This is a genomic window from Paraburkholderia sp. AV2 (assembly GCF_054968425.1).
On sequence record NZ_JBANLK010000020.1, the window covers coordinates 1 to 21,602 of the forward strand.

The 21,602-nt window shown below is 65.7% G+C and carries 20 protein-coding genes and 2 pseudogenes; 10 read left to right on the forward strand and 12 right to left on the reverse strand.

The annotated features are described in order from the left end of the window. On the forward strand, positions 1-334 hold a 334-nt coding region (locus V8683_RS15580), incomplete at its 5' end, for a BON domain-containing protein (protein ID WP_462880659.1). A 208-nt stretch (positions 335-542) separates the two neighbouring features. Then, positions 543-806, forward strand: coding sequence for a DUF4148 domain-containing protein (locus V8683_RS15585; RefSeq protein WP_411192709.1), 264 nt, complete (start codon positions 543-545; stop codon positions 804-806). A 13-nt stretch (positions 807-819) separates the two neighbouring features. Here the strand turns inward: V8683_RS15585 and V8683_RS15590 are convergent, their stop codons facing one another. After that, positions 820-1,734: a LysR family transcriptional regulator gene (locus V8683_RS15590; RefSeq protein ID WP_411193507.1), complete on the reverse strand. Its 915-nt coding sequence runs from the start codon at positions 1,732-1,734 to the stop codon at positions 820-822. 139 nt (positions 1,735-1,873) lie between these two features. Here V8683_RS15590 and V8683_RS15595 point away from each other — a divergent pair, with 139 nt between their 5' ends. Further along, complete coding sequence (locus tag V8683_RS15595; protein ID WP_411192708.1) at positions 1,874-2,785, forward strand: DMT family transporter; 912 nt, start codon at positions 1,874-1,876, stop codon at positions 2,783-2,785. A 36-nt stretch (positions 2,786-2,821) separates the two neighbouring features. Here the strand turns inward: V8683_RS15595 and V8683_RS15600 are convergent, their stop codons facing one another. From V8683_RS15600 to V8683_RS15630, 7 genes are all read right to left on the reverse strand, one after another. Further along, positions 2,822-3,838, reverse strand: coding sequence for an Ldh family oxidoreductase (locus V8683_RS15600; RefSeq protein WP_411192707.1), 1,017 nt, complete (start codon positions 3,836-3,838; stop codon positions 2,822-2,824). Between the two features lie 21 nt (positions 3,839-3,859). Then, positions 3,860-4,780 carry a dihydrodipicolinate synthase family protein gene (locus tag V8683_RS15605; RefSeq protein ID WP_411192706.1) on the reverse strand — a complete coding sequence of 307 codons (921 nt, stop codon included), beginning with the start codon at positions 4,778-4,780 and terminating at the stop codon, positions 3,860-3,862. Positions 4,781-4,939: 159 nt separating this feature from the next. Beyond that, a complete protein-coding gene (locus V8683_RS15610; RefSeq protein WP_411192705.1) occupies positions 4,940-5,725 on the reverse strand; it encodes an AraC family transcriptional regulator in 786 nt (261 codons plus the stop codon). A gap of 108 nt (positions 5,726-5,833) precedes the next feature. Continuing rightward, entirely contained in the window at positions 5,834-7,108 is a 1,275-nt protein-coding gene (locus V8683_RS15615) for an FAD-dependent oxidoreductase (protein WP_411192704.1), read from the reverse strand. Beyond that, positions 7,105-7,371, reverse strand: a complete 267-nt coding sequence (locus V8683_RS15620; protein WP_411192703.1) for a 2Fe-2S iron-sulfur cluster-binding protein — start codon at positions 7,369-7,371, stop codon at positions 7,105-7,107. The genes V8683_RS15615 and V8683_RS15620 overlap by 4 nt, the downstream gene beginning before the upstream one ends. Continuing rightward, the gene (locus V8683_RS15625; RefSeq protein WP_411193506.1) at positions 7,364-8,527 is read right to left on the reverse strand and encodes an NAD(P)/FAD-dependent oxidoreductase; all 1,164 of its coding nucleotides are present in this window, start codon (positions 8,525-8,527) and stop codon (positions 7,364-7,366) included. Before V8683_RS15625 ends, V8683_RS15620 begins: the two co-directional genes overlap by 8 nt. After that, positions 8,527-9,486, reverse strand: a complete 960-nt coding sequence (locus V8683_RS15630) for a 4-hydroxyproline epimerase (RefSeq protein WP_411193504.1) — start codon at positions 9,484-9,486, stop codon at positions 8,527-8,529. The genes V8683_RS15625 and V8683_RS15630 overlap by 1 nt, the downstream gene beginning before the upstream one ends. A gap of 216 nt (positions 9,487-9,702) precedes the next feature. On the opposite strand from V8683_RS15630, the gene V8683_RS15635 reads away from it, so the two are divergent. Continuing rightward, positions 9,703-9,951, forward strand: coding sequence for a hypothetical protein (locus V8683_RS15635; RefSeq protein WP_411192702.1), 249 nt, complete (start codon positions 9,703-9,705; stop codon positions 9,949-9,951). Between the two features lie 22 nt (positions 9,952-9,973). Here V8683_RS15635 and V8683_RS15640 read toward each other — a convergent pair whose 3' ends face one another. Continuing rightward, on the reverse strand, positions 9,974-10,861 hold the full coding sequence (locus tag V8683_RS15640; protein ID WP_411192701.1) for a helix-turn-helix transcriptional regulator: 888 nt from the start codon (positions 10,859-10,861) through the stop codon (positions 9,974-9,976). 133 nt (positions 10,862-10,994) lie between these two features. On the opposite strand from V8683_RS15640, the gene V8683_RS15645 reads away from it, so the two are divergent. Further along, the gene (locus V8683_RS15645; RefSeq protein WP_411192700.1) at positions 10,995-11,738 is read left to right on the forward strand and encodes a hypothetical protein; all 744 of its coding nucleotides are present in this window, start codon (positions 10,995-10,997) and stop codon (positions 11,736-11,738) included. A gap of 299 nt (positions 11,739-12,037) precedes the next feature. Next, on the forward strand, positions 12,038-13,426 hold the full coding sequence (locus V8683_RS15650; protein ID WP_411192699.1) for a dihydrolipoyl dehydrogenase: 1,389 nt from the start codon (positions 12,038-12,040) through the stop codon (positions 13,424-13,426). Positions 13,427-13,482: 56 nt separating this feature from the next. On the opposite strand, the gene V8683_RS15655 is transcribed toward V8683_RS15650, so the two are convergent. Then, a complete protein-coding gene (locus V8683_RS15655) occupies positions 13,483-14,373 on the reverse strand; it encodes a LysR family transcriptional regulator (RefSeq protein WP_411193502.1) in 891 nt (296 codons plus the stop codon). 193 nt (positions 14,374-14,566) lie between these two features. Here V8683_RS15655 and V8683_RS15660 point away from each other — a divergent pair, with 193 nt between their 5' ends. Together V8683_RS15660 and V8683_RS15665 are read left to right on the forward strand one after the other, a co-directional pair. Continuing rightward, positions 14,567-15,316, forward strand: coding sequence for an SDR family NAD(P)-dependent oxidoreductase (locus V8683_RS15660; protein ID WP_411192698.1), 750 nt, complete (start codon positions 14,567-14,569; stop codon positions 15,314-15,316). A 27-nt stretch (positions 15,317-15,343) separates the two neighbouring features. Continuing rightward, positions 15,344-15,943: pseudogene (locus V8683_RS15665) on the forward strand (NADPH-dependent F420 reductase); the annotation flags it as partial. Positions 15,944-16,060: 117 nt separating this feature from the next. Here V8683_RS15665 and V8683_RS15670 read toward each other — a convergent pair. Together V8683_RS15670 and V8683_RS15675 are read right to left on the reverse strand one after the other, a co-directional pair. Continuing rightward, positions 16,061-16,432: pseudogene (locus V8683_RS15670) on the reverse strand (SGNH/GDSL hydrolase family protein); the annotation flags it as partial. A gap of 15 nt (positions 16,433-16,447) precedes the next feature. Then, positions 16,448-17,293: a helix-turn-helix domain-containing protein gene (locus tag V8683_RS15675; RefSeq protein WP_411192697.1), complete on the reverse strand. Its 846-nt coding sequence runs from the start codon at positions 17,291-17,293 to the stop codon at positions 16,448-16,450. A gap of 338 nt (positions 17,294-17,631) precedes the next feature. Between V8683_RS15675 and V8683_RS15680 the strand changes: the two genes are divergently transcribed. Both V8683_RS15680 and V8683_RS15685 read left to right on the forward strand, forming a co-directional pair. Then, positions 17,632-18,375, forward strand: coding sequence for a hypothetical protein (locus tag V8683_RS15680; RefSeq protein ID WP_411192696.1), 744 nt, complete (start codon positions 17,632-17,634; stop codon positions 18,373-18,375). Positions 18,376-18,830: 455 nt separating this feature from the next. Further along, positions 18,831-21,596, forward strand: a complete 2,766-nt coding sequence (locus V8683_RS15685; RefSeq protein WP_411192695.1) for a sensor domain-containing protein — start codon at positions 18,831-18,833, stop codon at positions 21,594-21,596. Positions 21,597-21,602 lie beyond the last annotated feature (6 nt).

Consider the following 21,602-nt stretch of genomic DNA (forward strand, 5'->3'; position numbering starts at 1 on the left):
CGCGTGTTCGCTGCTCCTGCTCGGTACGGCAGGCGCCTGGGCGCAGGGCAGCGGCGCCGCGGCCAGCGCGCCGGCCATGAGCAGCACGGCGCAGAGCCCCAAGGCCATGCGCAAGGCCAACCGGCTGCTCTCGAAGAACGTGCAGCGCGCGCTCGTGAAGGTCAAGGGACTGGATTCGAGCAATATCGTCGTTTCGGCGAAGAGCGGCGCGATCCTGCTGGGCGGCACGGTGCCCGAGGCCGACCAGATCCAGATGGCCGTGACCGCCGCGCAGGGGGTGAACGGGGTTCAGAGCGTGCAGAACGCCCTGCGGGTCAGGGCAATCGGCCAGTAACGCCCGCCTCGGGCGCAGCGCGGCGGATGCCATCTCCCGCGCTGCGCCCGGCTTCCCACCGCGCATTGCCGCGCAATTATCTCAAAACCCGCAACAGTCAATCGCACAACCGGGTCTTTGCCCCACTCCGGGCCACTTCTAGACTATCGCCACAGCGCCGCAAAACCGTCCGCAGCGCATTTCAAAATAATCCGTGGAGAGAGTCACCATGAAGTCGGTCATTCGCACCCTTGCAGTCGCCCTGCTCATCGCCGCTCCGGTGGCCGCTTTGGCCCAGACGAGCCAGCAGCCCGTCACCCGCGCCCAGGTGGAAGACCATCTCGCGCAACTCGAACAGGCGGGCTACCAGCCGAACGACTGGATGCACTACACGACCAACCTGCCCCAGGCCGAAATGCGCGTCGCCCAGCAGAACAGCGGCGACACGGCTTATGGCGGCGCCAACGGCGGCACGTCGCAAGCGGGCAAGTAATCCCCTCGCGGCCCTACGCCGGCATCGTCTGGGCCAGCCAGTCGATCAGCGCCCGCACCTTGGGCGGCAGGAAGCGGTTTGGCGGATAGAGTATCCAGACCGGGCCGCTATAGGCCCGCGGCTCGAACTCCCATTCAGGCAGCACCCGCACCAGCCGGCCTTCGCGCAGCGCCTGCGCCGCCGCGAACTCCGGAAGGCTGGCAATGCCCCAGTTATCGATCGCCGCGTCGAGCCGCGCCCCGACGTCGTTGGCGATATAGCGCCCGCCGACCTGCACCGTATGCCGCTGGGCGCCGCGCCGGAACGACCAGCGGTTGTCGTCCGCCGTCTCGCCCAGATAAAGGCAATCGTGCTGCGCGAGGTCCTTCGGATGGACCGGCATGCCGCGCTCGTGCAGATACGCCGGCGAGGCGCACGGCATCCAGCGCACCGTCCCCAGCCGCCGCGCGGCGAGCCCGGGCGGCGGCGCGGACGTCGGGCGGATGACGAGATCGACGTGATCCCGGATCGGATCGACCTCGTGATCCGTGAAGACGAGCTGGACCTCGACCTCCTCATAGGTGCGCAGGAAACCCGGAATCAGCGGATGGATCACGCTTCTCGCCACAGAAATCGGGGCGCTCAGACTCACGCGTCCGTGAGGACGCCCCGTCATCTGGGTGGCGGCATCCGCCGCGCTGGTAGCCGCGTCGACCATTTCCTGGCAGTGCCGATAAACCTGGGCGCCCGACTCCGTGAGCCGGATGCTGCGCGTGGAGCGCTCGAGCAGCCGCGCGCCCAGCGCCCGCTCGAGGCGCTGCATCTGCCGGCTGACGGTCGAGGGCGTGCTGCCAAGCTGGCGCGCGGCGACCGAGAAATTGCCCGCCTCCACCACCCGGGCAAACGTGGCCAGATCCGGCAGCAAGGAAAAGAGATCGGTAGGATTCATGCCTGCGGGAAGCCGTCCGGACGGCACGCGCATCTATGCATTCCAGACATAAAAGATGTTCTGAGGTAGCCGATTATCGCGCAGCGCGCATCATCGGACAATGTGGGCGTTTTCAACGACAGCCTCGCATGGGATCCTCATGAACGCATTCCCCCCTTCGTCCCGCTGGGCAGATCTGCTGGTGATCGCCGTGGCGCTGATCTGGGGCACCAGTTACGGCGTGGTCAAAGGCACGCTGCTGGTCTACCCGGTACTGAGCCTGCTCGCCCTGCGCTTCGGCATCACCTTCGTGCTGCTCGCGCCCGCGCTGCGCAAGCTGGCGACCCTACGGCCGGCGCAACGCTGGGGCGTATTCGGCGCGGGGCTCCTGCTGCTCGGCATCTTCCTCGCGGAGACCTTCGGCGTTGCCGCGACCCGTGCATCGAATGCGGCCTTCCTGATCAGCCTGTGCGTAGTCATGACGCCGCTCGTCGAGTGGGCATGGTTCGGGCATGCGCCGCGGCCCGCCGAGTGGGCGGCGGTGGGGCTTTCGTTCCTCGGCGCCTTCCTGCTGGCCGGGGGCCACTTCGTGTTCGGCTGGGGCGACGCGCTGATCGTGCTCGCCGCCCTGTTGCGCGCCTTGAGCACCTGTGCCGCGAAGCGCGTCATGAAGACCGGAGCCGTGCCGCCCCTGACCTTGACGGCCGTGCAGGCCGGCATCGTATCGTGCGGCTGCCTAGTGCTGGCATGGACGGTGGCCCGCGGGCAATGGCAGCCGCCGCCGGCTTTCAGTGGACACGGCCTGTTCTGGGGCAGCGTGATCTATCTCGTGGCGGGCTGCACGCTGTTCGCGTTTCTTGTGCAGAACTACGCAGTCCACCGCAGCAGCCCTACCCGCGTAGCGCTCCTGATGGGCAGCGAGCCCGTGTTCGGCGCGCTGTTTGCGAGCGTCTGGCTCGGCGAACGGCTCTCGCTTCCGGCATGGCTTGGCGGGCTGCTGATCGTCGCGGCGTCGCTCGTTGCCGTCGCCCGCCGCGAGCCGGCGGCGGTGCAGGAAAGCGTGACGGCTTGATGGCCTGGTGGTTGCGCGAGGCCATCGGGCGTCCAGTCACAGCGCCATCACGTCACGGTATAACGCCGCGGGAATGCGCACGCCGTTGCGCTCGCTGCGTGCACGCGCTTCGAACCGGCGCTGCGACGGCAAGCGTGCACCCTGCCCCGTCACCGCCTCGAAAAGGCGCTCGGCGCGCGCCTCTCCCGCCCGATAGTCGTCGCCCAGGAAGCGCCGCGGATCGATGGCGATCACGAGTTCGCCGTGGCAAGGGCTGGCGCCCGCTCCGGCGTCGAAGGCTTGCGACTCCATGCTGGTCAGGTCGCCAATCAGCGCGCCCGCCAGCAATTCCACCATCGCGGCCAATGCCGATCCCTTGTGCCCGCCGAAGGTCTGCATCGCACCGGCGAGCGCCGCGCGGGCGTCGGTCGTCGGCGCGCCGTCGCGATCGATGGCCCAGTGCCCGGGAATCGGCTTGCCTTCGCGCGCATGCAGCTCGATGTCGCCGCGCGCAATCGCACTCGTCGCGAAATCGAAGACGAAGGGATAGCCCTCGGCACGCGGCCACGCAAAGGCGATGGGATTGGTGCCGAACACCGGCCGCGTCCCGCCCGCTGGCGCGACCCAGCTATGACTCGGATTCATCGCGAGCCCCACGAGGCCCAGCGCCGCGATCGCCTCGACTTCGGGCCATAGCGCGGAAAAATGAAAGCAATGGTTGATCGCCATCGCCGCTATGCCTTGCGAAAGCGCTTTTTCGGCGAGCCGCGGCAAGCCCGTCTCGAACGCCAGCAGCGAAAAGCCGTAGTGCGCATCGACGGCAAAGAGGCCCGGCGCGATGTCGCGCAAGGTCGGTTCGGCGCGCGGGTCGACCTTGCCGCTCTTGATCGAGCGCACGCAGCCAATGAGCCGGTAGATACCATGTGAATGGCATTCGTCCCGCTGCCCCTGCACGATCACGCGCGCAATCGCGTCCGCGTGCGCCGGCGACGCGCCATGACGCACGAGCACCTCGCGCGCCAGCGCAAACAGTTCGTCAAGCGAAAGAACGATGTCCGCGCTGTCGTCACCCATTCCGGTCTCCGCGTTGGCGTATCAAAGACCGACGTCCGGCAGCGCAGGACGCGTGGCGAGCGCCTTCTCGACAATCGTCTTCACGAAAGCGAGCGTCTCGCCTTCCAGCGCCAGCCGCGGCGGACGCGTCACCGCGCTGCCCCGGCCCACCAGTTCTTCGCACAGCTTGATGCACTGAACGAGATCGGGACGCGCGTCGAGATGCAGGAGCGGCATGAACCAGCGATAGAGCGCGAGCGCCTCGTCGAAGCGCTTTTGCTTCGCGAGCCGGAAAAGCGTTTCGCCTTCCTTCGGGAACACGTTGGACATGCCCGAAACCCAGCCCTGCGCACCCACGGCAATGCTTTCCACCACCACGTCGTCGAGCCCCGCGAACAGCACGAAGCGATCGCCCACGGCGTTACGCAGGTCGATGAAGCGGCGCGTATCGCCGGAGGAGTCTTTGAAGCAGACGATGTTTTCGCAGTCCTGCAGGGCGATCAGCACGTCGGGCGTGACGTCGTTCTTGTAGATCGGCGGATTGTTGTAGACCATGACCGGCAGGTCGGTACTCGACGCCACGGCGCGAAAATGCGCGGCGGTCTCGTGCGGCTTCGCGGAATAGACGAGCGCGGGCATCACCATCACGCCGTCCACGCCCACGCGCTGCGCCTCGCGCACGGTCTGCCGCGCGAACGCGGTCGTGAACTCGGCAATGCCGGCGATCACGGGCACCTTGCCGGCCGCCGCGTCGCGCGCGGCTTCGATCACGGCAACCTTCTCGGACGTGCTGAGCGAGGTGTTTTCGCCGACCGTGCCGCACACCACGAGGCCCGACACGCCATCCCTCACGAGATTGCTCACGACCCGGTGCGTCGCCTCGATGTCGACAGAAAAATCGGCCTTCAACTGTGTACTGACCGCGGGGAACACACCGCTCCATTGGATAGCGTTACGGCTCACTGTGACAATCTCCTTCGTTGAATGTGTCGCTCCCACGCAGCGGCGGGAGGCATGAACGAAGTATCGCCATCCAGATTGCGCAAGGCTTGAGGGCAATCGCAGCGCAAAGAGACGAAATCGGCACAATCGCAGCACAATCGCGGCACGGCCCCGCGCGGCTCAACCCTCGTGGGAATCGGCGGCGCCGTGCTGCGACTGCAGCACGGCGCGGTACTGGCTCGGCGTGAGACCGACGGTGGCCTTGAACTGGCGCGTAAAGGCGCTGTGATCGTTGTAGCCGCAACGCGTGGCGACATCGGTGATGCTCAGGTCGTCCGCCAGCATCTCCGAAGCGGCGTCGAGGCGCGTTTTCAGCAGCATCTGCCGCGGCGTGAGGTGGAAGATCTTGTGGAAGTAACGCTCGATCTGCGCGACCGACATGTCGATCAGCGTAGCGAGATGCGAGAGCTTGAGCGGCTGCGCATAGTTGTCCTGGATGTACTTCGCCGCGATAGCGAGGCGCTGGTAGGCGGGGTGCGTGCCCTCGGCGGCCTGCAGGTCGCGCGAGATGCCGGCCACGCCCAGCACGCGGCCGTGCGCGTCGTGCAGCGGCACCTTCGAGGTGAGACACCAGCCGGGCTGCCGGCCCGGATACAGGTGCAGCTCCAGTTGATCCACGAGCCAGATGTTCTGGCGCACGACGGCCTTGTCCTGCTCCGTGTAGATGCGTCCAAAGCGTGCGGGAAAGACCTGCTCGGCCGTCTTGCCGAGGATCGCGCGCTTCTCCTTCACCGCACAGCGAGCCGCGAGCGTGGCGTTGACGAGCACGTAGCGCGCCTCGTGGTCCTTCACGAAGAAGACCACGTCGGGCATGGCGTCGAAGAGCGGTTCGAGCAGGGCGAAATGCGCCACCATCTGCGGCAGCGTCAGGTGCTCCGCGGCGGCGGGCAAAACCAGATCGGGCATGGCAGGATCGGACAAGTCGGAACCGGACCGATTATGCCGGTCTTGCGAACGCTTGCGCATCGGCAATTCCATCAGGCACGCCCATCGAGACCGCGCGGGCGTCGAAGCTCAGGTTTGGGATTCGGATTCGGCTTCCATCAGCGTGCCGATGCGCGCGGGTGCGAACGGCGGGCGCTGCCCGGCCCCTTGCCAGCCGAAGCAGAACGCCGCCGCCTCGCCGCAGACCTTGCCCTGGCACGCGCCCATTCCGCAGCGCGTCTGCAGCTTCGCGTCGCGCCAGGAACGGTGCCGCGCGGCCTCGCCGAACGAGACGTCCTCGCAGCGGCACAGCAACGTGTCGGGCGTGGCGAGCGTCCTCAATTGCGGATTCAGCGCAAACGCGGCGTCGAGGCGCGCGGCAAAGCGGCGATAGCGTTTGCGCGTGGCGAATAGCGCGGCCGCCTTTTCGCGCTCGCCGAGCGCGGCACAGGCGGCGATCCCGCCTTCGACGGCCGAAAGCTCCATACCGCCCACGCCCGTGCATTCGCCGGCCGCATAGACACCGGCCACCGATGTCGCTTGCCAGGCGTCGACGGCAAGCGCCGCCCCGCCCGCGCCATCTTCGAGACGGCAACCCAGCGCGGCGCCCACCAGCGTATTCGGAACCAGCCCGTATGCGCAGGCAAGACGATCGCATTCGATGCGCTGGACGTCACCGCCCTTGCGCACGAGTACATGCGTCAACTGCGTTTCCCCGCCCGCTTCGGCGACGTGCGCGCCGCACCAGTACGGCGTGGCGCGCAAGGCGGCGCGCAGGCGCACGGCCTGTGCGAGTTTGGCCGGAGTCGGCACGAGGCCCAGCGCGAAGCGCGCAACGCTCCGGGTATCGGCCTGCTCGACGATCGCCAGCACGCGTGCGCCTTGCTCGTGCGCCGTGACGGCGGCGGCCAGCAGCAGCGGCCCGGTGCCGGCGATCACGATGCGTTCGCCCCTTACCGGCATGCCGGCCTTCACGAGCGCCTGCAAGCCGCCCGCACCGGTAACGCCGGGCAAGGTCCAGCCGGGATAAGGAAGAAACCGCTCGCGCGCACCGGTGGCAAGAATCAGCTTGTCGTAGCCGACGCTAAAGCCGCGCCTCGCGTCCTGCACGAGCAACTCGCGCTCCGCCAGCGCCTGCACGACGCGTGCGGCACCGAGATAAGTCACGTTGGCGCGCTGTCCGAGCGGGTCCAGTACCGCGCGCGCGTCGCGATTGGGCGCATGGCCCGGCCCCTGCCGCCAGATCTGGCCGCCAGGCAGCGCGTTGTCGTCGACCACGCCGACGCTCGCCCCCGCTTCGGCCGCCGCTCGCGCCGCATTCAGGCCCGCGGGACCGGCGCCCACTACGAGAATGTCGAATTTCACAGACCCGCGCTCCCGGTCACGACTTCCATGCCGAACGCACAGACAGTCTGGCAAGCCAACTGATGCGGCAGGCCGTCGATCGTCACGCGGCACTCCTGGCACACGCCCATGCCGCAGACCGGCCCGCGCAATGCGCCGCCCACCGAGCGGCGCGTGACGCAGCGCTGCGCCTCATCGGCGATCGCAATGGCGGCCGCCACCGAACTGCCCGCGGCGACGTCGACACGCTTGCCGTTGACAGCGAGTGTCACGATCTCAGACACGGACCGCCTCCAAGGCCGCGAAACGGGCAGGCAGGTAGGGCGTGGCGTCGATCGGCAGACCCTGTCCCGCGCGCAGCATCTGGGCGGCGATGAGCCTCGCCGTGGCAAGCGCCGTGGTAACGCCGAGGCCCTCGTGCCCGGTGGCGAGCCACGTCGAAGGATGCGCATGCGCCGTCGCAAACGGGCCAGCCGGGCCGATCAGCGGCATGCCATCGCGCGTCGCGGGACGCATACCGGTCCATGCGCGGATTCCGTTCAGCGACGGCAATTGCGGCAGGTAGCCGGCGGCGCGCCGCAGCATGCGCGCGAGAATCGCGGGCTCCACCGCGGCATCGTCGTTGTCGAACTGCCGCGACGAACCGATCAGCAATTGTCCCGTGGGGCGCGGTTGCACATTGAACGCCACCGACGTGCCGTTCGTGTTGTGCGCGCTCTTGATGTAGCCGAGTTCGAGAATCTGATGCCTCACCGTGCCGGGATAGCGGTCGGTGATGAGCAGGTGTCCTTTTTTGGCCTCCAGCGGCAGGCCCGGCAACAATTCGGAGGCCTGAAGACCATTGGCGAGCAAAACCGCTCCCGCGGCAATCGTTTCGCCGCTCGCCAGCAGAACCCCCGAGCGGTCCACCCGCACGACTGGCGTATCGAAGCGGCACACGATACGGCCGGGCCCAGGCTGCTCGAGCAGGTGGGTGCAAACCGTCGGCGCGTACACGGCTGCGTCGTCGGGCACGATCATGCCGCCTTGCAAGCCTTCGCGTAGTTGAGGCTCCGCCTCGCGCAGCGCCCGCTCGTCCAGCATGGCGCACGCCACGCCCTGACCTGAGAGCGCCTGCTGACGCGTCTGCGCGAGCGCATACTCTTCGTCGTCCGCAGCAACCCAGAGGGTGCCGCAGCGAATGAAGGCATGCCGCGCGTCGAGTTGCGGCGCCAGCTCGTGCCACAACGAGCGTGACCATGCGGAGAGGGCGAATTCCGCGGGCGTGTCGTCCATCACGACGAGATGCCCCATGCCCGCCGCCGTCACGCCGCCGCCCGCGCCGGCGCGGTCGATAACGAGCACGTCGGCGCCCTGCTGCGCAAGCTCGTGAGCGCATGCTGCGCCGACAATACCCGCGCCGATCACGACGACATCCGGATGCGTGCCGGGCGCTTTCATCACGCGCGTATGCCCCACGCGAACGGGTCGTCTTCACTGAAGATCAGCTTCGACTCGGCGTTCACGTGCGCCGTGCCGCGAATGACCGGTCGCACATACCCCGCCGGCAGCGCCGGATCCGCTTCGTAGCATGCCTCGAACACGCTGCCGATAATGCTCTCCTGGCGCCACGTCTCGCCCGGCGCGAGCGCACCGTCGAGCGCGAGGCATGCCACCTTCGCGCTCGTGCCGGTACCGCAGGGCGAACGATCGTAGGCCTTGCCGGGACACAGCACGAAGTTGCGGCTGTCGACATCGGCACGCGCCGGGTCGGCGAAGAGTTCGATGTGATCGATAAGCGCGCCGCCCTCGCCCGTGATGCCGTTCGCTTCCAGCGCCTGCCGGATGCGCCACGCTGCCTCGGTCAATGACTCGGCGTTGGCCGCGTCGAGCGGCAGACCGTGGTCCGCAACGAGAAAAAACCAGTTCCCGCCCCACGCAATATCGCCGTGCACGCGGCCGAGGCCGGGCACGTCGAGCGGCACGGCCTTGCGGTACCGGTAGGCGGGCACGTTGCGCACCGTCACGCTGCGGTCCGCGTGCAGTTCGGCCTCGACCACGCCCACCGGCGTTTCGATACGATGCACGCCCGGCTGGATGCGCCCGAGATGCGCCAGCGACGCGACAAGACCGATCGTGCCGTGGCCGCACATGCCGAGAAAGCCCACGTTGTTGAAGAAGATCACGCCCGCCGAACACCCCGGGTCGTGGGGTTCGCACAGCAGCGCGCCGACCAGCACGTCCGAGCCGCGCGGCTCGTTGACGACGCCGGCACGCACGCGGTCGTACTCGCGGCGGAAAATATCGAGCCGCTCGGCAAGCGGGCCGCGGCCGAGATCCGGGCCGCCTTCGGTCACGAGCCGCGTGGGCTCGCCGCCGGTATGGGAATCGATTACGGTCAGCGTTTTCATGCCGCTAATCGTAGGTCCCGCCCCCGCAACCGTCTTGGTCGATTGCCTTGCCCGCAATGACGATTTCCGCACAGCGAAGCCGGAAATGGACCCGGCGTCATCCCTCTGATTAGCAGGGTATGACAGCCTGACGCGCTTCGATAAGATATTTGTAAGCAAGGCGATAAGCCGCCATCACGCCGGGCCGTAGCAAGTCAAAAAAACATAGCAACCTGAGAGAGCCACATGAAAACGCGGACGAGGGAGGCGACAGCCGACAAGGTTCCGTATTGCGCGCAGACCGCCGACGCGGCCATCGCCCATCTGGAGCGGGTCCTGACGGTCGAAGATGCGTGCGTAATCTTCGGGCATCGTTACTGGCTCGAACGCGTGCAACACCTGCTGGCCGCGCCGGACCTGCTTCCGCCGCATCGCGTACGTCTGCTGCATCTGCTGGAGCGCCTTCGCACGCCGCCGGTAGCAGTCCAGACCTGATCGGCGAGGCACCCCCTTGCCGCTAACCCTGGCCTTTGTCCGAAGGCCAGACACCCGAGGAAAGGTGCTTCAGCCACAGACTCATCAAGCCGGCACGGCCACGCACGCCGTATTTGCGAAAAATCCCGGTGATATACGAATGGGTGGTCGAAACGGCCAACCCTAGCCTCTCGGCAATCTGCTTCTCCGTGGCCTCGGTCAGCAGCATCGCCAGGACCTTGCGCTCATGGGGCGCAAGCTGGGCCAGCAGGACCGGTACGCCCGTTATGCCCGTCATGCCGCGCCTGAGTTCCGTCACGTCGCGCGCCACCCCTATGCGCACCCGCTCGCGTTCGAGCCAGCGCGCCGACCATGTGATGTAGACCTCGCTGCCATCCTTGTGGCGATAGCGGTTCTCGAAGCCTACCCGCTTGCGGCCCGCCAGCACCTCCCGCGCTTCCCTGAGCGTCGCGTCCTGATCGGCAGGAACCACGAAATCGATAATCTGTTGATCGATGAAGTCGGACGGCGCATACCCGAATATTTCCCGGCAGGCGTCGCTCACGTGGCGTATGTGTCCTCGCTCGTCCACGAGAAAGGTGGCGTCCGGCGAAAACTGCGCCGAAGTAATGACGAGTTCCAGCGAAGATTCACGCTTCATGGCGGTCTGGATGCTCTCGTGCATGACGGAATCAGGCTGCCAGACCGGACGCAGGCGTCCGGCACAAACGGGTCTGGCACAAAGGGCCTGACACAAACAGAATACAGCACGATCCGACCGGCCGCGAAGGCTTTCGAGCGGAAAGGAAGGCGGCGCGCGCATGCCGGGAAATCGCCCGTCCAGCGCCTCCACATGTCCGCAAACACCCTCGCTTTTCCAGTCCGCCGCAAGCTTGCTCAATCTGTTTAGGGAACCGAAGAGACTGGACATTCAGATGAGGAATTCTAAAATGCTAACGTCCGTAGCGAACGCCGCATAATCTGCCAGGCTTCCGTCAAGACGAACGCAACCTCTTCGCGCGGTTGCTTTCCCGCTGTTGCGTTTCCTTCAACAGGGAGGCGGCATGAGCACGAACGGATCGGCACAGGCGCTCGACCCCTCCGAATATATTGCCCGGCATCTGCAGCATTTCTCCGTACCCCAACCGGCGTCGACGGTCGTCGGTCATCACGCGGGATTCTTCCCGTGGAATCTCTACGTGCTGGCTCTCGCAGCAGGCCTCTTTGTCGTGATGGCTGGCGTAGCCACGCTCACGGACCGGCGGCCTCTGTTCCGGCTCACCCGGAGCATGAGCTTCGGGCGGCGCCTCTATGTGTGGTGGTCCTGCGCCTGGCGCCAGTGGCTCGCCAGCGCGCTGCTCTGCCTCGCCTTTCTCGTCGGGTACAACTACCTGGATTGGAAGACGGCCGCGCCGCTCATGCGGCTCTCGGCCGCGCTGACCCCGTCGGGCGCAACGGCATTATCGGCCATCGTGCCGGTCGTGATCATGGCCCTGCCGCTCGTGGCCACCGTTCTGGTCTATGTACTCCTGAGCCTGCCGCTCTCGGGCTACATGGTTCGAAGCGGACTGGCCGCGCACGCCTTGCCCGGACCCGAACGGCTCGGTCTATGGCACGCAACCCTGCTCGGCCTGACCACCTATCTGTGGTCCGTACCGGGCAGCCTGCTGATTGCGGAACTGATCGTTGCGCTGCCGCATCATGTCGAGGACGTGCTGCGCGCAATGCTCCTCGTGATCTGGAGCATGTATATCGTGCTGCCGCGCCAGGTGCGCCGCATCGCACGCCTTGCCACGCCTCTGCATTGACATGCCGCTAGCAAGGCCAGGGCGCGCCCTGCGTCCGGGTTTGAGTTCCGTCCTCACGGAAATGCCCGGCACCGGGCTACAGCAGGTGCGCGAGACGATTGCAGGTTTCCGGTGTAAAAATCGCATCGTAGCGGCCCCTGGCTGGCCGAATGAGACGATTGAGCAGGATATTGCTTCTTCGTGGCATTCATCGGCCTGCGCGCCCTTCTTACACTGTATGCAAGCCGTGACGAGTGGCGCACCGCGAAATCGCGCGAAGCCCATCGGTTACGTTCCGCCATTCAAGGAGGGATTGCGCCATGCGCATGATACAGAAAGACGTCGCCATCATCGGCGCGGGCACCGCGGGGCTGAGCGCCTACCGCGCGGCCCGTGCGGAGGGCGCCACCGCCGTGATCATCGAGGGCGGTCCATACGGCACGACCTGCGCGCGCGTGGGCTGCATGCCGTCCAAGCTCCTGATCGCGGCGGCCGAGGCGGCGCATACGGCAAGCCACGCGGCTCCGTTCGGCATCCATGTAGCCGGCGTGCAGGTCGATGGCGAAGCGGTGATGGCGCGTGTGCGCCGCGAGCGGGACCGCTTCGTCGGCTTCGTGATCGAGGGGGTGGAAGCCCTGCCGGCGGAGGACCGGCTGGTGGGATATGCGCGTTTCGTCGATGACCGCCTGCTGCAGGTGGGCGACCATACGCAAGTGCGCGCCGGGCGCGTGGTGATCGCAACCGGCTCGAAGCCCGTTGTGCCGGAGGTGCTGGCCGGGCTTGGCGACCGCGTGGTGGTGAACGACGACGTGTTCGATTGGACGACCCTGCCGCGCAGCGTGGCGGTGATGGGCCCCGGCGTGATCGGCCTCGAACTCGGGCAGGCGCTCGCGCGGCTTGGCGTACGCGTGAGCGTGTACGGCGGGCGCGGCAGCGTCGGCCAGTTGACCGACCCGAAGCTCGTGGAAACGGCGCGCGCGATCTTCGGGGAAGCGTTCCATTTCGAGCCGAGCGGCACGATGCTGAGCGCAACGCGCGACGGCAACGATGTGAGGTTGCGCTATCGCCGCCCCGATGGAACCGTTACTGAGGATAGCTATGAATATGTGCTGGCAGCCACCGGCAGGCAGCCCAATGTCGGGAACCTCGGGCTCGAGAACACATCGATCGAACTCGACGAACACGGCATCCCTCAGTTCGACGCAGACACGCTGCAAGTGGGCCCGCATCCGGTCTTCATCGCAGGCGACGTGAACGGCGTCGTGCCGCTCCTGCACGAAGCCGCCGACGAAGGCCGCGCAGCGGGCCGCAACGCGGCGCGCTATCCCGACGTGGCGAAAATCGAGCGCCGGGCGCCATTGGCGGTCGTGTTCTCCGACCCGCAGATCGCCCTCGTGGGTGCGCGGCATCGCGAGCTGCCCGAGGGCAGTTTCGTGACCGGCGAAGTGAGTTTCGAGGACCAGGGGCGCAGCCGTGTGATGCTGAAAAACCAGGGGCGGGCGCATGTGTACGTCGATCGCGCGACGCGGCGCTTTATCGGTGCGGAGATGCTGGGCCCCTCGGCCGAGCACATCGGCCACCTGCTCGCGTGGAGCCTGCAGATGGGCCTGACCGTCGACGCAATGCTGGCCATGCCGTTCTATCACCCCGTCGTCGAGGAGGGGCTGCGCACGGCGCTTCGGGATGCGGCGGCAAAGCTCGCGGCATGACCGAAGGCCGTCTCTCGACATCTGCCATGCTGCCCGGTGGGTGGGCTCTCGCCCGCCTAAATCCGGGCCGGGAGCGCCTTGGCAAAAAACTCGGTTACGCGGCGCAGGCGTGCCGGAACGAACCGGCGCTTCGGCCAGATGAGGCTGATGTCTCTGGCGTCGCGGATAAAGTCGTCGAGAACCGTGACGACTTCCGGATGCCGGAGTTCGTCGGCAAGAGAAGCCTTCGTGAACAGGCCGATGCCCATACCGGCCAGCACGCCCGCCCGGATCGTTTCGACGCTGTTGGAGGAAAGATTCCCGTGAACGGTTACGCTGAACCGCCCCTCTGGCCCGACAAACGGCCAGTTGACCGATTCCATCAGGCCTCCATATAAAAGGCAATTGTGATGAACGAGGTCGGCGGGAGTTCTGGGCGTGCCGAATCGCTCGAAGTAACGACGCGACCCGACGCAGACGAGCGGACTGCTGGCCACGGGCTTGACCACGGCGTCCGGTTCGTCGACCGGCCCCACGCGAATCGCCAGATCGATCCGGTCTTCCACCATATCGCGCACGAAGTCGGAAAGGATCAGATCCACTTGCAGGCCCGGATGGCGCGACAACAGCTCGGGTATCAGCGGAACGACGTGCAGGCGGCCGAAAGTCGACGCCGAGGCGATCCGGATCAAGCCCGAAACATCGAGCGTGCTGCTCGTCAGTTCTCCATCCACTTCATCCATCTCGTCCACCAGCGGTTTGGCCCGGTCGTAGTACCGCTGCCCCTGATCGGTCAGGGTCACGCTGCGCGTACTGCGGTTGAACAGCACGACGCCAAGACGCTTTTCGAGGGCGCCGATCGCCTTGCTGATGGCCGACTGCGACTCGCCCGTCCTGCGCGCCGCAGCGGAAAACCCGCCCGCTTCCACGACGGCAATGAAGGCGCTCAATTCGTGAAACCGATCCACCGCATTCCTCCAAAGAATCAATACCGCGGGACGCTCTGTCATTATGAACACTTTCGGCATGACTCACGCGGCGCGGGCGAAGATGGCCGATTCCCCTCGCGAATAGGTCTTATGAAAAATTTGCGGATTATCATCCGCACGGCCAGCAATTACGCTCTTCCTGTCATCCATCAGCAGACGAAGGAAGGTTCCCGTGTCCACTCTCACAGACAAAGTTGCCGTCATTAGCGGCGGAACGACTGGCATCGGTTTGGCTATCGCCCGGCGGTTCGCCGCCGAAGGCGCTCACGTTTTCATATTCGGCCGTCGCGAGACCCAGCTCGACGAGGCCGCCGCCCAGATAGGCCGCAACGTCACCGCAATCCGGGCCGACGCCGCGAACCTCGATGACCTCGACCGCGTCGCCGCGGCAGTGAGGGACGAAAAGGGACGCGTCGACATCGTCGTGTCGAACGCGGCCCTGGTGGAGCAGGCTCCCATCGACACGCTCACGCCCGAACACTTCGACAAGACCTTCAACCTCAACGCCCGCGGCCCCGTATTCCTCGTGCAGAAGCTGCTGCCGCTGATGACACGAGGCGGATCGATCATCCTCGTCTCCTCGGCCATGCACCTCATGGGCATTCCCGGTCATACCGCCTACGCGGCGACCAAGGCGGCGCTGCGTTCCTATACCCGCACGTGGGCAGCGGAATTCAAGGATCGCGGCATTCGCGTCAATACGCTGAGCCCAGGCGTCACCGACACCCCGATGCTCGACTCCCAGGTCTCGACGCCCGAAGAACGCGAGGCGCTGGTGAACATGTACCTGAGCATGGTCCCGCTCGGCCGGCTTGCCCGGCCCGAAGAGATGGCCAATGGGGCGCTCTTCCTCGCGTCCGACCAGAGTTCCTACATGACGGGCGCGGACCTGATGGACGACGGTGGCGTCGGCCAGGTTTGACTTCGGGCACGACGGAAGGAGCATTCAATGAGCTACGCAATCATCGGCCTCGGCAAGATCGGAACGGCCATCGCCCAGGCGTTCGCGCGCCAGGGAATCGAAGTCGCGGTGGCGGGCAGACGGCCGCCGGCGGCACTCGCGGCACTGGCGGCGCAAATCGGCCCGTCGCTCGTCCCGCAGCATATGGAAGACGCGGTCAAGGCCGACGTCGTTATCCTGGCCATGCCGTTCGCTGCCCACCGTGACGTCGCGCGGGCCGCCGAAAGCTGGCAGGGGAAACTCGTGGTCGACGCAACCAATGCGTTCGGCGTCCCCCCGGAGGAACTCGACGGGCTGCCCTCGACCGCCGCCATTGCGAAAGCGCTGCCGGGAGCGAAACTGGTGAAGGCTTTCAACCACCTGCCCGCCGGGACCCTGGCCCAAGGGGCCACGACACCGCAGGGAGGCCGGCGAGTCGTGTTCGTCTCCAGCGACGACGGCGCGGCCAGCGCCTCCGTGGCGGATCTGGTCGACCGGCTCGGCTTCGCGCCGGTCGAACTCGGGAAGATCGCCGAGGGCGGCCTGCTCGTCCAGGCGCGAGGCCAAACGTGGGGGCGGCTCATTTTCCAGGACCTGGCCAGGTTCGACCCACAGAAGCGGGCAGAGATCCGGGGCCGCCGTCAAGAGAGCGAGGACAACGACGAGATCTCGCCGGACGAACTGACGGGACTCCTGAATTCCCCCCGATGATCGCATCCCGGACGCTCAATGCCCCAATCCGCTGGCGGCAATCTGCTGCTCCACGTACTGAGCGAAAAGCGCATGCAAACGCGTGGTCGGATGCAGGTCGTCGGCGAACAGGTACGTCTGGTCCGCATTGGGCACGACGTAGGTCGCCGGCGAGCAGAGCAACGAGGTGTCGTCGGGTGTTTTCGAGGGATCGCAAGCCTGCGCCGTGTTGGACACCGTAAAGCCGTTCGCCTGGAAATTCGCGATCATCTGGCTCACCCAGGTGTACGAATCGATCTGGATGACTTTGCCCTGCAGGCCGGCCGATTGCAACGCGGCGTTCAAGGTCGTGTTGAACAGTTGCGACAACTGGGTCAGGTTCGCGCCGCCGTCGGATGAGGCAAGCCCCTAGCGGCAAGCCGCTCAGTGCTGCCTGGAATGTGCCGCGAGCAACTGCCGATGGCGTGCTTCGGTTTCGTCGTCGGCGGGAAACATGGATTCCAGCCGCAGTTCCTGAGCTGCAACGTTCTGCGGCGTGCCCACGGTCGTGACCATCGAGAAGTAGCGAAGCTCGACGCCCTCGCTGACGAAGCTCAGTGGAATGACGGGCATGGTGGCCGCGGTAGACGACCCACGATGGGCCTTCCAGTCGCGCGGTACGTCGGGATAGGCCAGCAGTTCGTCGAGCAGATGCTTCGTGCCGGCGTCGATCATATGGCCCACCGATTCGCGATACACGCGTTGCAGGAGGCTACGCGAGACCGTGTCCCAATCGGCCACGAATGGCCGCATCCCCTGAGGATCGAAGACCAGATGCAGCATGTTGCGCGGGCTCGGGCGCGCGGCCATGTCGATGAAGCAATTGAAGAAACGCGGTGCTGCCTCGTTGGTCATCAGAACATTCCAGTGACGGTCCATCACGATCGCCGGAAACGGCTCGTGCTGGCGAACGACTCGCTCCAGCGCGCGGATGACACCATGCATCTCCTGGGCATTCCATGCCGCTTCCGAATACACGGGCGCGTAACCGGCGGCGAGCAGCAAGTCATTGCGCTCGCGCAGCGGCACATCGAGTGTCTGAGCAAGCGTCAGCAGCGTGTCCCGGCCCGGCACGCTACGCCCGCTTTCGATAAAGCTGATCTGACGCTGCGAAACGCCGGCATCGAGCGACAGATCGAGCTGACTCACGCCGCGCAGGTCGCGCCAATAGCGCAGCAGACCACCGAGTTCGTTCAGCGGTACTTTCGAATCGAGACTGGTGGCATTCATCGTATTTCCCTGATCGAGGTGGATGAAAATGAAAAGACGACAATCGAAGCGTAGCGGCAGCAGCGCATGGCGCCAATTACATCCCATGTAATCATCGTGCGGCGAAACCGGCAGCCGTCGCACCGCCCGATGATTCTCCCAGGCATCGATTTTGCGGCACTTCCCTGACCCGCCGCTACGCGACAGGCTGTAGCGGCAATCAGTTCGATCTTCCGACTCCAGGTTTTCCCATGTCCAAGGAATTTGAGCGGGTTGAACCCGGCTCGCGGCAGTGTTCCCGCTGTGGGACCGGACTCAGTGGCCCGATGAAATTCTGTCCCGAATGCGGGGCGAACCAGATGATCGCTTCCTCCCAGGAGGAGACGGCCGGCGAACCCCCAGGGCACCGCTCGCGACAGCAGTTCTATGCCTTCGCCAGCGTGGCCGTGTTCGCGCTCGCATTTGCCGCCTACGGGATCGCACATCACGAAGAAAAGGAACCGGCGCCCGTCGCTCAGACGGCCAAAGGGCCGGTGCTCGCGCCCCAGGTGGTTGCGGTCCCGGCAACCCGCGCGCCAGCCAATGACACCGAGCCGCCCGCGGCCCCGCAGGCGCTGGCGGAACCCGCACCGCGAGCGCCACCCCGCATGGCGAACAGGGACGCCGCTCGGCAAAACGCCGATGCGCCAATGAATCGTCATGAGGAACGCGTTGCTGTGCGGAAGACCAGCGCGAACCTCCATGCCGACGCGGCCAGAAATCTCGCCAGTGCCCGCGCGAGTCTGGACAAGAGCAATCTTTGGCCGGCACGCAGGGCCATCATGAGCGCACTGGCCGAAGAGCCCGGCAACAGCGAGGCGCTACAGATGCAGGCCGAACTGGTTTCGCGCGAACGGGAACGGGACGCCCTGCTGGGCTACGCACGGCTATGCGCGCGTCAGGGGCAATGGGTTTGCGCGTGGCAAAACGCGGGCCACGCCCTGACCGTCGACGCATCGAGCCACCCGGCGAGCGAGCTGCTCGCGCGCGCCATCGCCAGGCGTGGAGCGAGCACCGCGGGAAGCCTCGACGCGGGCCCGTCGGCCGATGACGACGATCAGTAATCTTGTCTTATGGCTATGGCCGGCAATCCGGCGCGGATCTCAACCCAACCCTGAGGCGCGCTTTGTCGCTCATCATTCGATCCTGGGCATCCGCCGCACGCGGCAGGGGATATTCCCCGATCATCGCAGGCTGCGCAGGTAACGCATACCGCGCCGCGCCACGACACCGCGCTGAAGGCAACCCGAAAGCCTCGTTCGGCACACTTCAGAATCCTCATTTTCCGCCGTTACTGTACGGATGGCGTGTCCTGTTGGGCCCCGGCGGAGATGCCGGTTCCGGGAGCGCCAGCGTAGACGGCCTTGAGCGGACAATCAGTTTCTTTAACAGCATGGAAAACCCTGAAATCGACGCCGAAAGCGAATACTCTGTGCCGGTCCACGGTTTGCCCATGCCTGTCATCCGTTACGATGCACGCGGTCGACGGCGCCACCTGAATCGCGCGGCAATCGCCACGATGAGCGCCGCATCCGAACCCGGGCCGCGGCTGTACACGGAGGCCGAGCTGCTGTCGCCGCAAACGCTGCGGCGCTACCTCGACGCCATTCTCGAAGTCGCCACCACCGGTGTCGCTCGGGAGCTCGAACTGTCGTTCGACGGCATGCCCGCGGGACGCTGCGAGCACTATGTCGTGCAGTTCGTCAGCGACCCGGTCAAGGGCAGCACGCCCGGCGTGCTGGCGATCTGGTTCGACGTCACCGCGCGCAAACGCGCGGAGGCCAAGCTGCGCGAACGGGAATCCTTCCTTGAATCCCTGCTCGATACCATTCCCATTCCTGTTTTCTCGAAGGACCGCGAAGGACGGTATCTGCATCTAAACAAGGCGTTCGAAGCATTTCTTGGCGTGCCGAAGCAGCAATTCGTCGGCAAGACCGTCTTCGAAACCAGCCCGCGCGAACTGGCGCAAACCTATTTCGACATGGACGAAGCGCTCTTCACGAGCGGCGGCATCCAGCAATACGAATTCAAGGTCCGAAACGCGCGGCGCGAAGTGCGCGACGTGGAGTTCAGCAAGGCCGTTTTCCACGATGGCGAAGGCCGCCAGGCCGGCCTGATCGGCGCGATTCAGGACATCACCGAGCGCAAGCGCGCGGAAGGCGAACAGCGTGCCCAGTACGAAAAAATTCTCCAGCTCAACAAGCGCCTCGAAGACAAGGCGCGGGAGCTCTCCGAAGCGCGCGCGCAACTGATGAACGTGCTGCACACCATTCCCGACATGGTGTGGCTGAAGAGCACGGCGGGCGTCTTCATGCTCTGCAATCACGGTGTCGAGCGCTTTGTGGGCAAGTCGAAAGCCGAAATTCTCGGGAGAACCGACTACGCGTTCTACGAAGCCGAGATGGCCGACTTCTTTCACGAACGTGAAAAGGCGGCCATCGACGCAATGCGTGTTTGCGTCAATGACGAATGGGTGGTCTCCCCGGCAACGGGCGAACGGGCCTTGCTCGAAACCCGCCGGCTACCGGTGCTCGACGCGCGCGGTACCGTGACAGGCGTGCTTGGCGTGGCGCGCGACATGACCGAGCGGCGCCGCGCCGACGAAACCCTGGCCCGGCGCGAGCGCGAATTCAGAACCCTCGTCGAGCACTCGCCCGATACGGTGGCACGCTATAGCAGGGATTTTCGGCGCATCTACGTCAATCCGACTTTCGCCTCGCTCCTCTCGGGCGGCGCGGCGGCCCTGATCGGCAAAACCCCGGCCGAATCGCCGGGCGGCACCAACATGGAGCTTTACGAGCATCAGTTGGAAGCGGTTTTCACCACGGCACGCGACCAGGAATTCGAATTGAGCTGGGGCGAGCCCGGCGGCAGGCAGCTATGCCACCTCATCAGACTCACCGCGGAGCTTGGAGCGAACGGCACGGTGGAAACGGTCCTTGCCGTGGGGCGCGACATCACGGAACTTCACGCCTCGCGGGAGAAAATTCATCGCATGGCGTATTTCGACGCGTTGACGGCGCTGCCGAATCGCGCCCGGTTCAACGAGTACCTGCGTCAAGCCATCGCCGTCAGCACGCCGGGCCAGTTGACGGCCGTGATGATGATCGACATGGACCGCTTCAAGGGCGTCAACGACACGATGGGTCACGCGGTGGGCGACGAGCTGTTGCGCGAAGCGGCGGTGCGCCTGCTGGGCTGCGTGCGCCCCGGCGACACGGTCGCGCGTTTCGGCGGCGACGAGTTCGCCGTGCTGCTGCCCGGGATTCGCGAGCGCTGCCTCCTCGAACAGATTTCCGCCAGGATCATCAAGCGGCTCGACGAACGCTTTCTGCTGGACGGTAGAGAGGTCTTCGTTTCGTGCAGCCTTGGCATCGCGCTATATCCCGTCGACAGTACCGACGCCGAAGACCTGCTGAAGTACGCGGATTCGGCCATGTACCTCGCGAAGCGCTCGGGCCGGCGAGGTTTTCGCTTCTACACGAAAGAACTGACCGTCGAAGCGACCGCGCATCTGCTGCTGGAATCGGAGCTTCGCCGCGCAATCGATCAAGGCGAACTCGAACTGCATTACCAGCCTCAGGTCTTGTTTCGCGACGCAGAAGTGATCGGCTCCGAAGCGCTGTTGAGATGGAACCGGCCCGGCGTGGGCTACGTGTCGCCCGTGCAGTTCGTGCCGGTGGCGGAGGAAACGGGCCTGATCGGCGATCTCGGAAAATGGGTGCTGCGCGAAGCCTGTCGTTCGGCCTCCGAATGGAATGCCGGCGGCAAGACGCGTCACAAAGTGGCCATCAACCTGTCCGCGCGGCAGTTCCAGTTTCGCGACCTGGCGACGACGGTGAAGGAGATCCTCGACGAAACCGGCTGCCGGCCCGAATGGCTGGAGTTCGAGATCACCGAAAGCCTGCTGCTGGAAGAAGACGACACGGTAACCGGCACGCTCCTGGCGTTCAAGAACATGGGGCTATCGATCGCCATCGACGACTTCGGCACCGGCTACTCCGCGCTCGCCTATCTGGCGCGCTTTCCGATCGACACAATCAAGATCGACCGTACGTTCGTGCAACGCGTCACCACGGACCGGCGTCATGCCGAACTCGTCAAGGCGATTCTCTCCATCGCCCGCTGCCTTGGGCAGCAGGTCGTGGCGGAAGGCGTCGAGACGATGGAGCAGGCCGCATTTCTCGATGCTCACGGCTGCCAGGTCGCCCAGGGCTTCCTCTACAGCAAGCCGCTGCGCAAGCAGGATATCGCGGCGCTGCCGCGCTATCTCAACCGCCCATAAACACCC

What these genes read in the sequence shown, in the direction of transcription:
- V8683_RS15675 (WP_411192697.1), bottom strand. Translation starts at nt 17,293, where the DNA reads ATGAATGCCACCAGTCTCGATTCGAAAGTACCGCTGAACGAACTCGGT.
- V8683_RS15610 (WP_411192705.1), bottom strand. Translation starts at nt 5,725, where the DNA reads ATGCCCGATCTGGTTTTGCCCGCCGCCGCGGAGCACCTGACGCTGCCG.
- V8683_RS15595 (WP_411192708.1), top strand. Translation starts at nt 1,874, where the DNA reads ATGAACGCATTCCCCCCTTCGTCCCGCTGGGCAGATCTGCTGGTGATC.
- V8683_RS15635 (WP_411192702.1), top strand. Translation starts at nt 9,703, where the DNA reads ATGAAAACGCGGACGAGGGAGGCGACAGCCGACAAGGTTCCGTATTGC.
- V8683_RS15645 (WP_411192700.1), top strand. Translation starts at nt 10,995, where the DNA reads ATGAGCACGAACGGATCGGCACAGGCGCTCGACCCCTCCGAATATATT.
- V8683_RS15590 (WP_411193507.1), bottom strand. Translation starts at nt 1,734, where the DNA reads ATGAATCCTACCGATCTCTTTTCCTTGCTGCCGGATCTGGCCACGTTT.
- V8683_RS15640 (WP_411192701.1), bottom strand. Translation starts at nt 10,861, where the DNA reads ATGTCCAGTCTCTTCGGTTCCCTAAACAGATTGAGCAAGCTTGCGGCG.
- V8683_RS15685 (WP_411192695.1), top strand. Translation starts at nt 18,831, where the DNA reads ATGAGCGCCGCATCCGAACCCGGGCCGCGGCTGTACACGGAGGCCGAG.
- V8683_RS15650 (WP_411192699.1), top strand. Translation starts at nt 12,038, where the DNA reads ATGCGCATGATACAGAAAGACGTCGCCATCATCGGCGCGGGCACCGCG.
- V8683_RS15585 (WP_411192709.1), top strand. Translation starts at nt 543, where the DNA reads ATGAAGTCGGTCATTCGCACCCTTGCAGTCGCCCTGCTCATCGCCGCT.
- V8683_RS15680 (WP_411192696.1), top strand. Translation starts at nt 17,632, where the DNA reads ATGATCGCTTCCTCCCAGGAGGAGACGGCCGGCGAACCCCCAGGGCAC.
- V8683_RS15625 (WP_411193506.1), bottom strand. Translation starts at nt 8,527, where the DNA reads ATGAAAGCGCCCGGCACGCATCCGGATGTCGTCGTGATCGGCGCGGGT.
- V8683_RS15600 (WP_411192707.1), bottom strand. Translation starts at nt 3,838, where the DNA reads ATGGGTGACGACAGCGCGGACATCGTTCTTTCGCTTGACGAACTGTTT.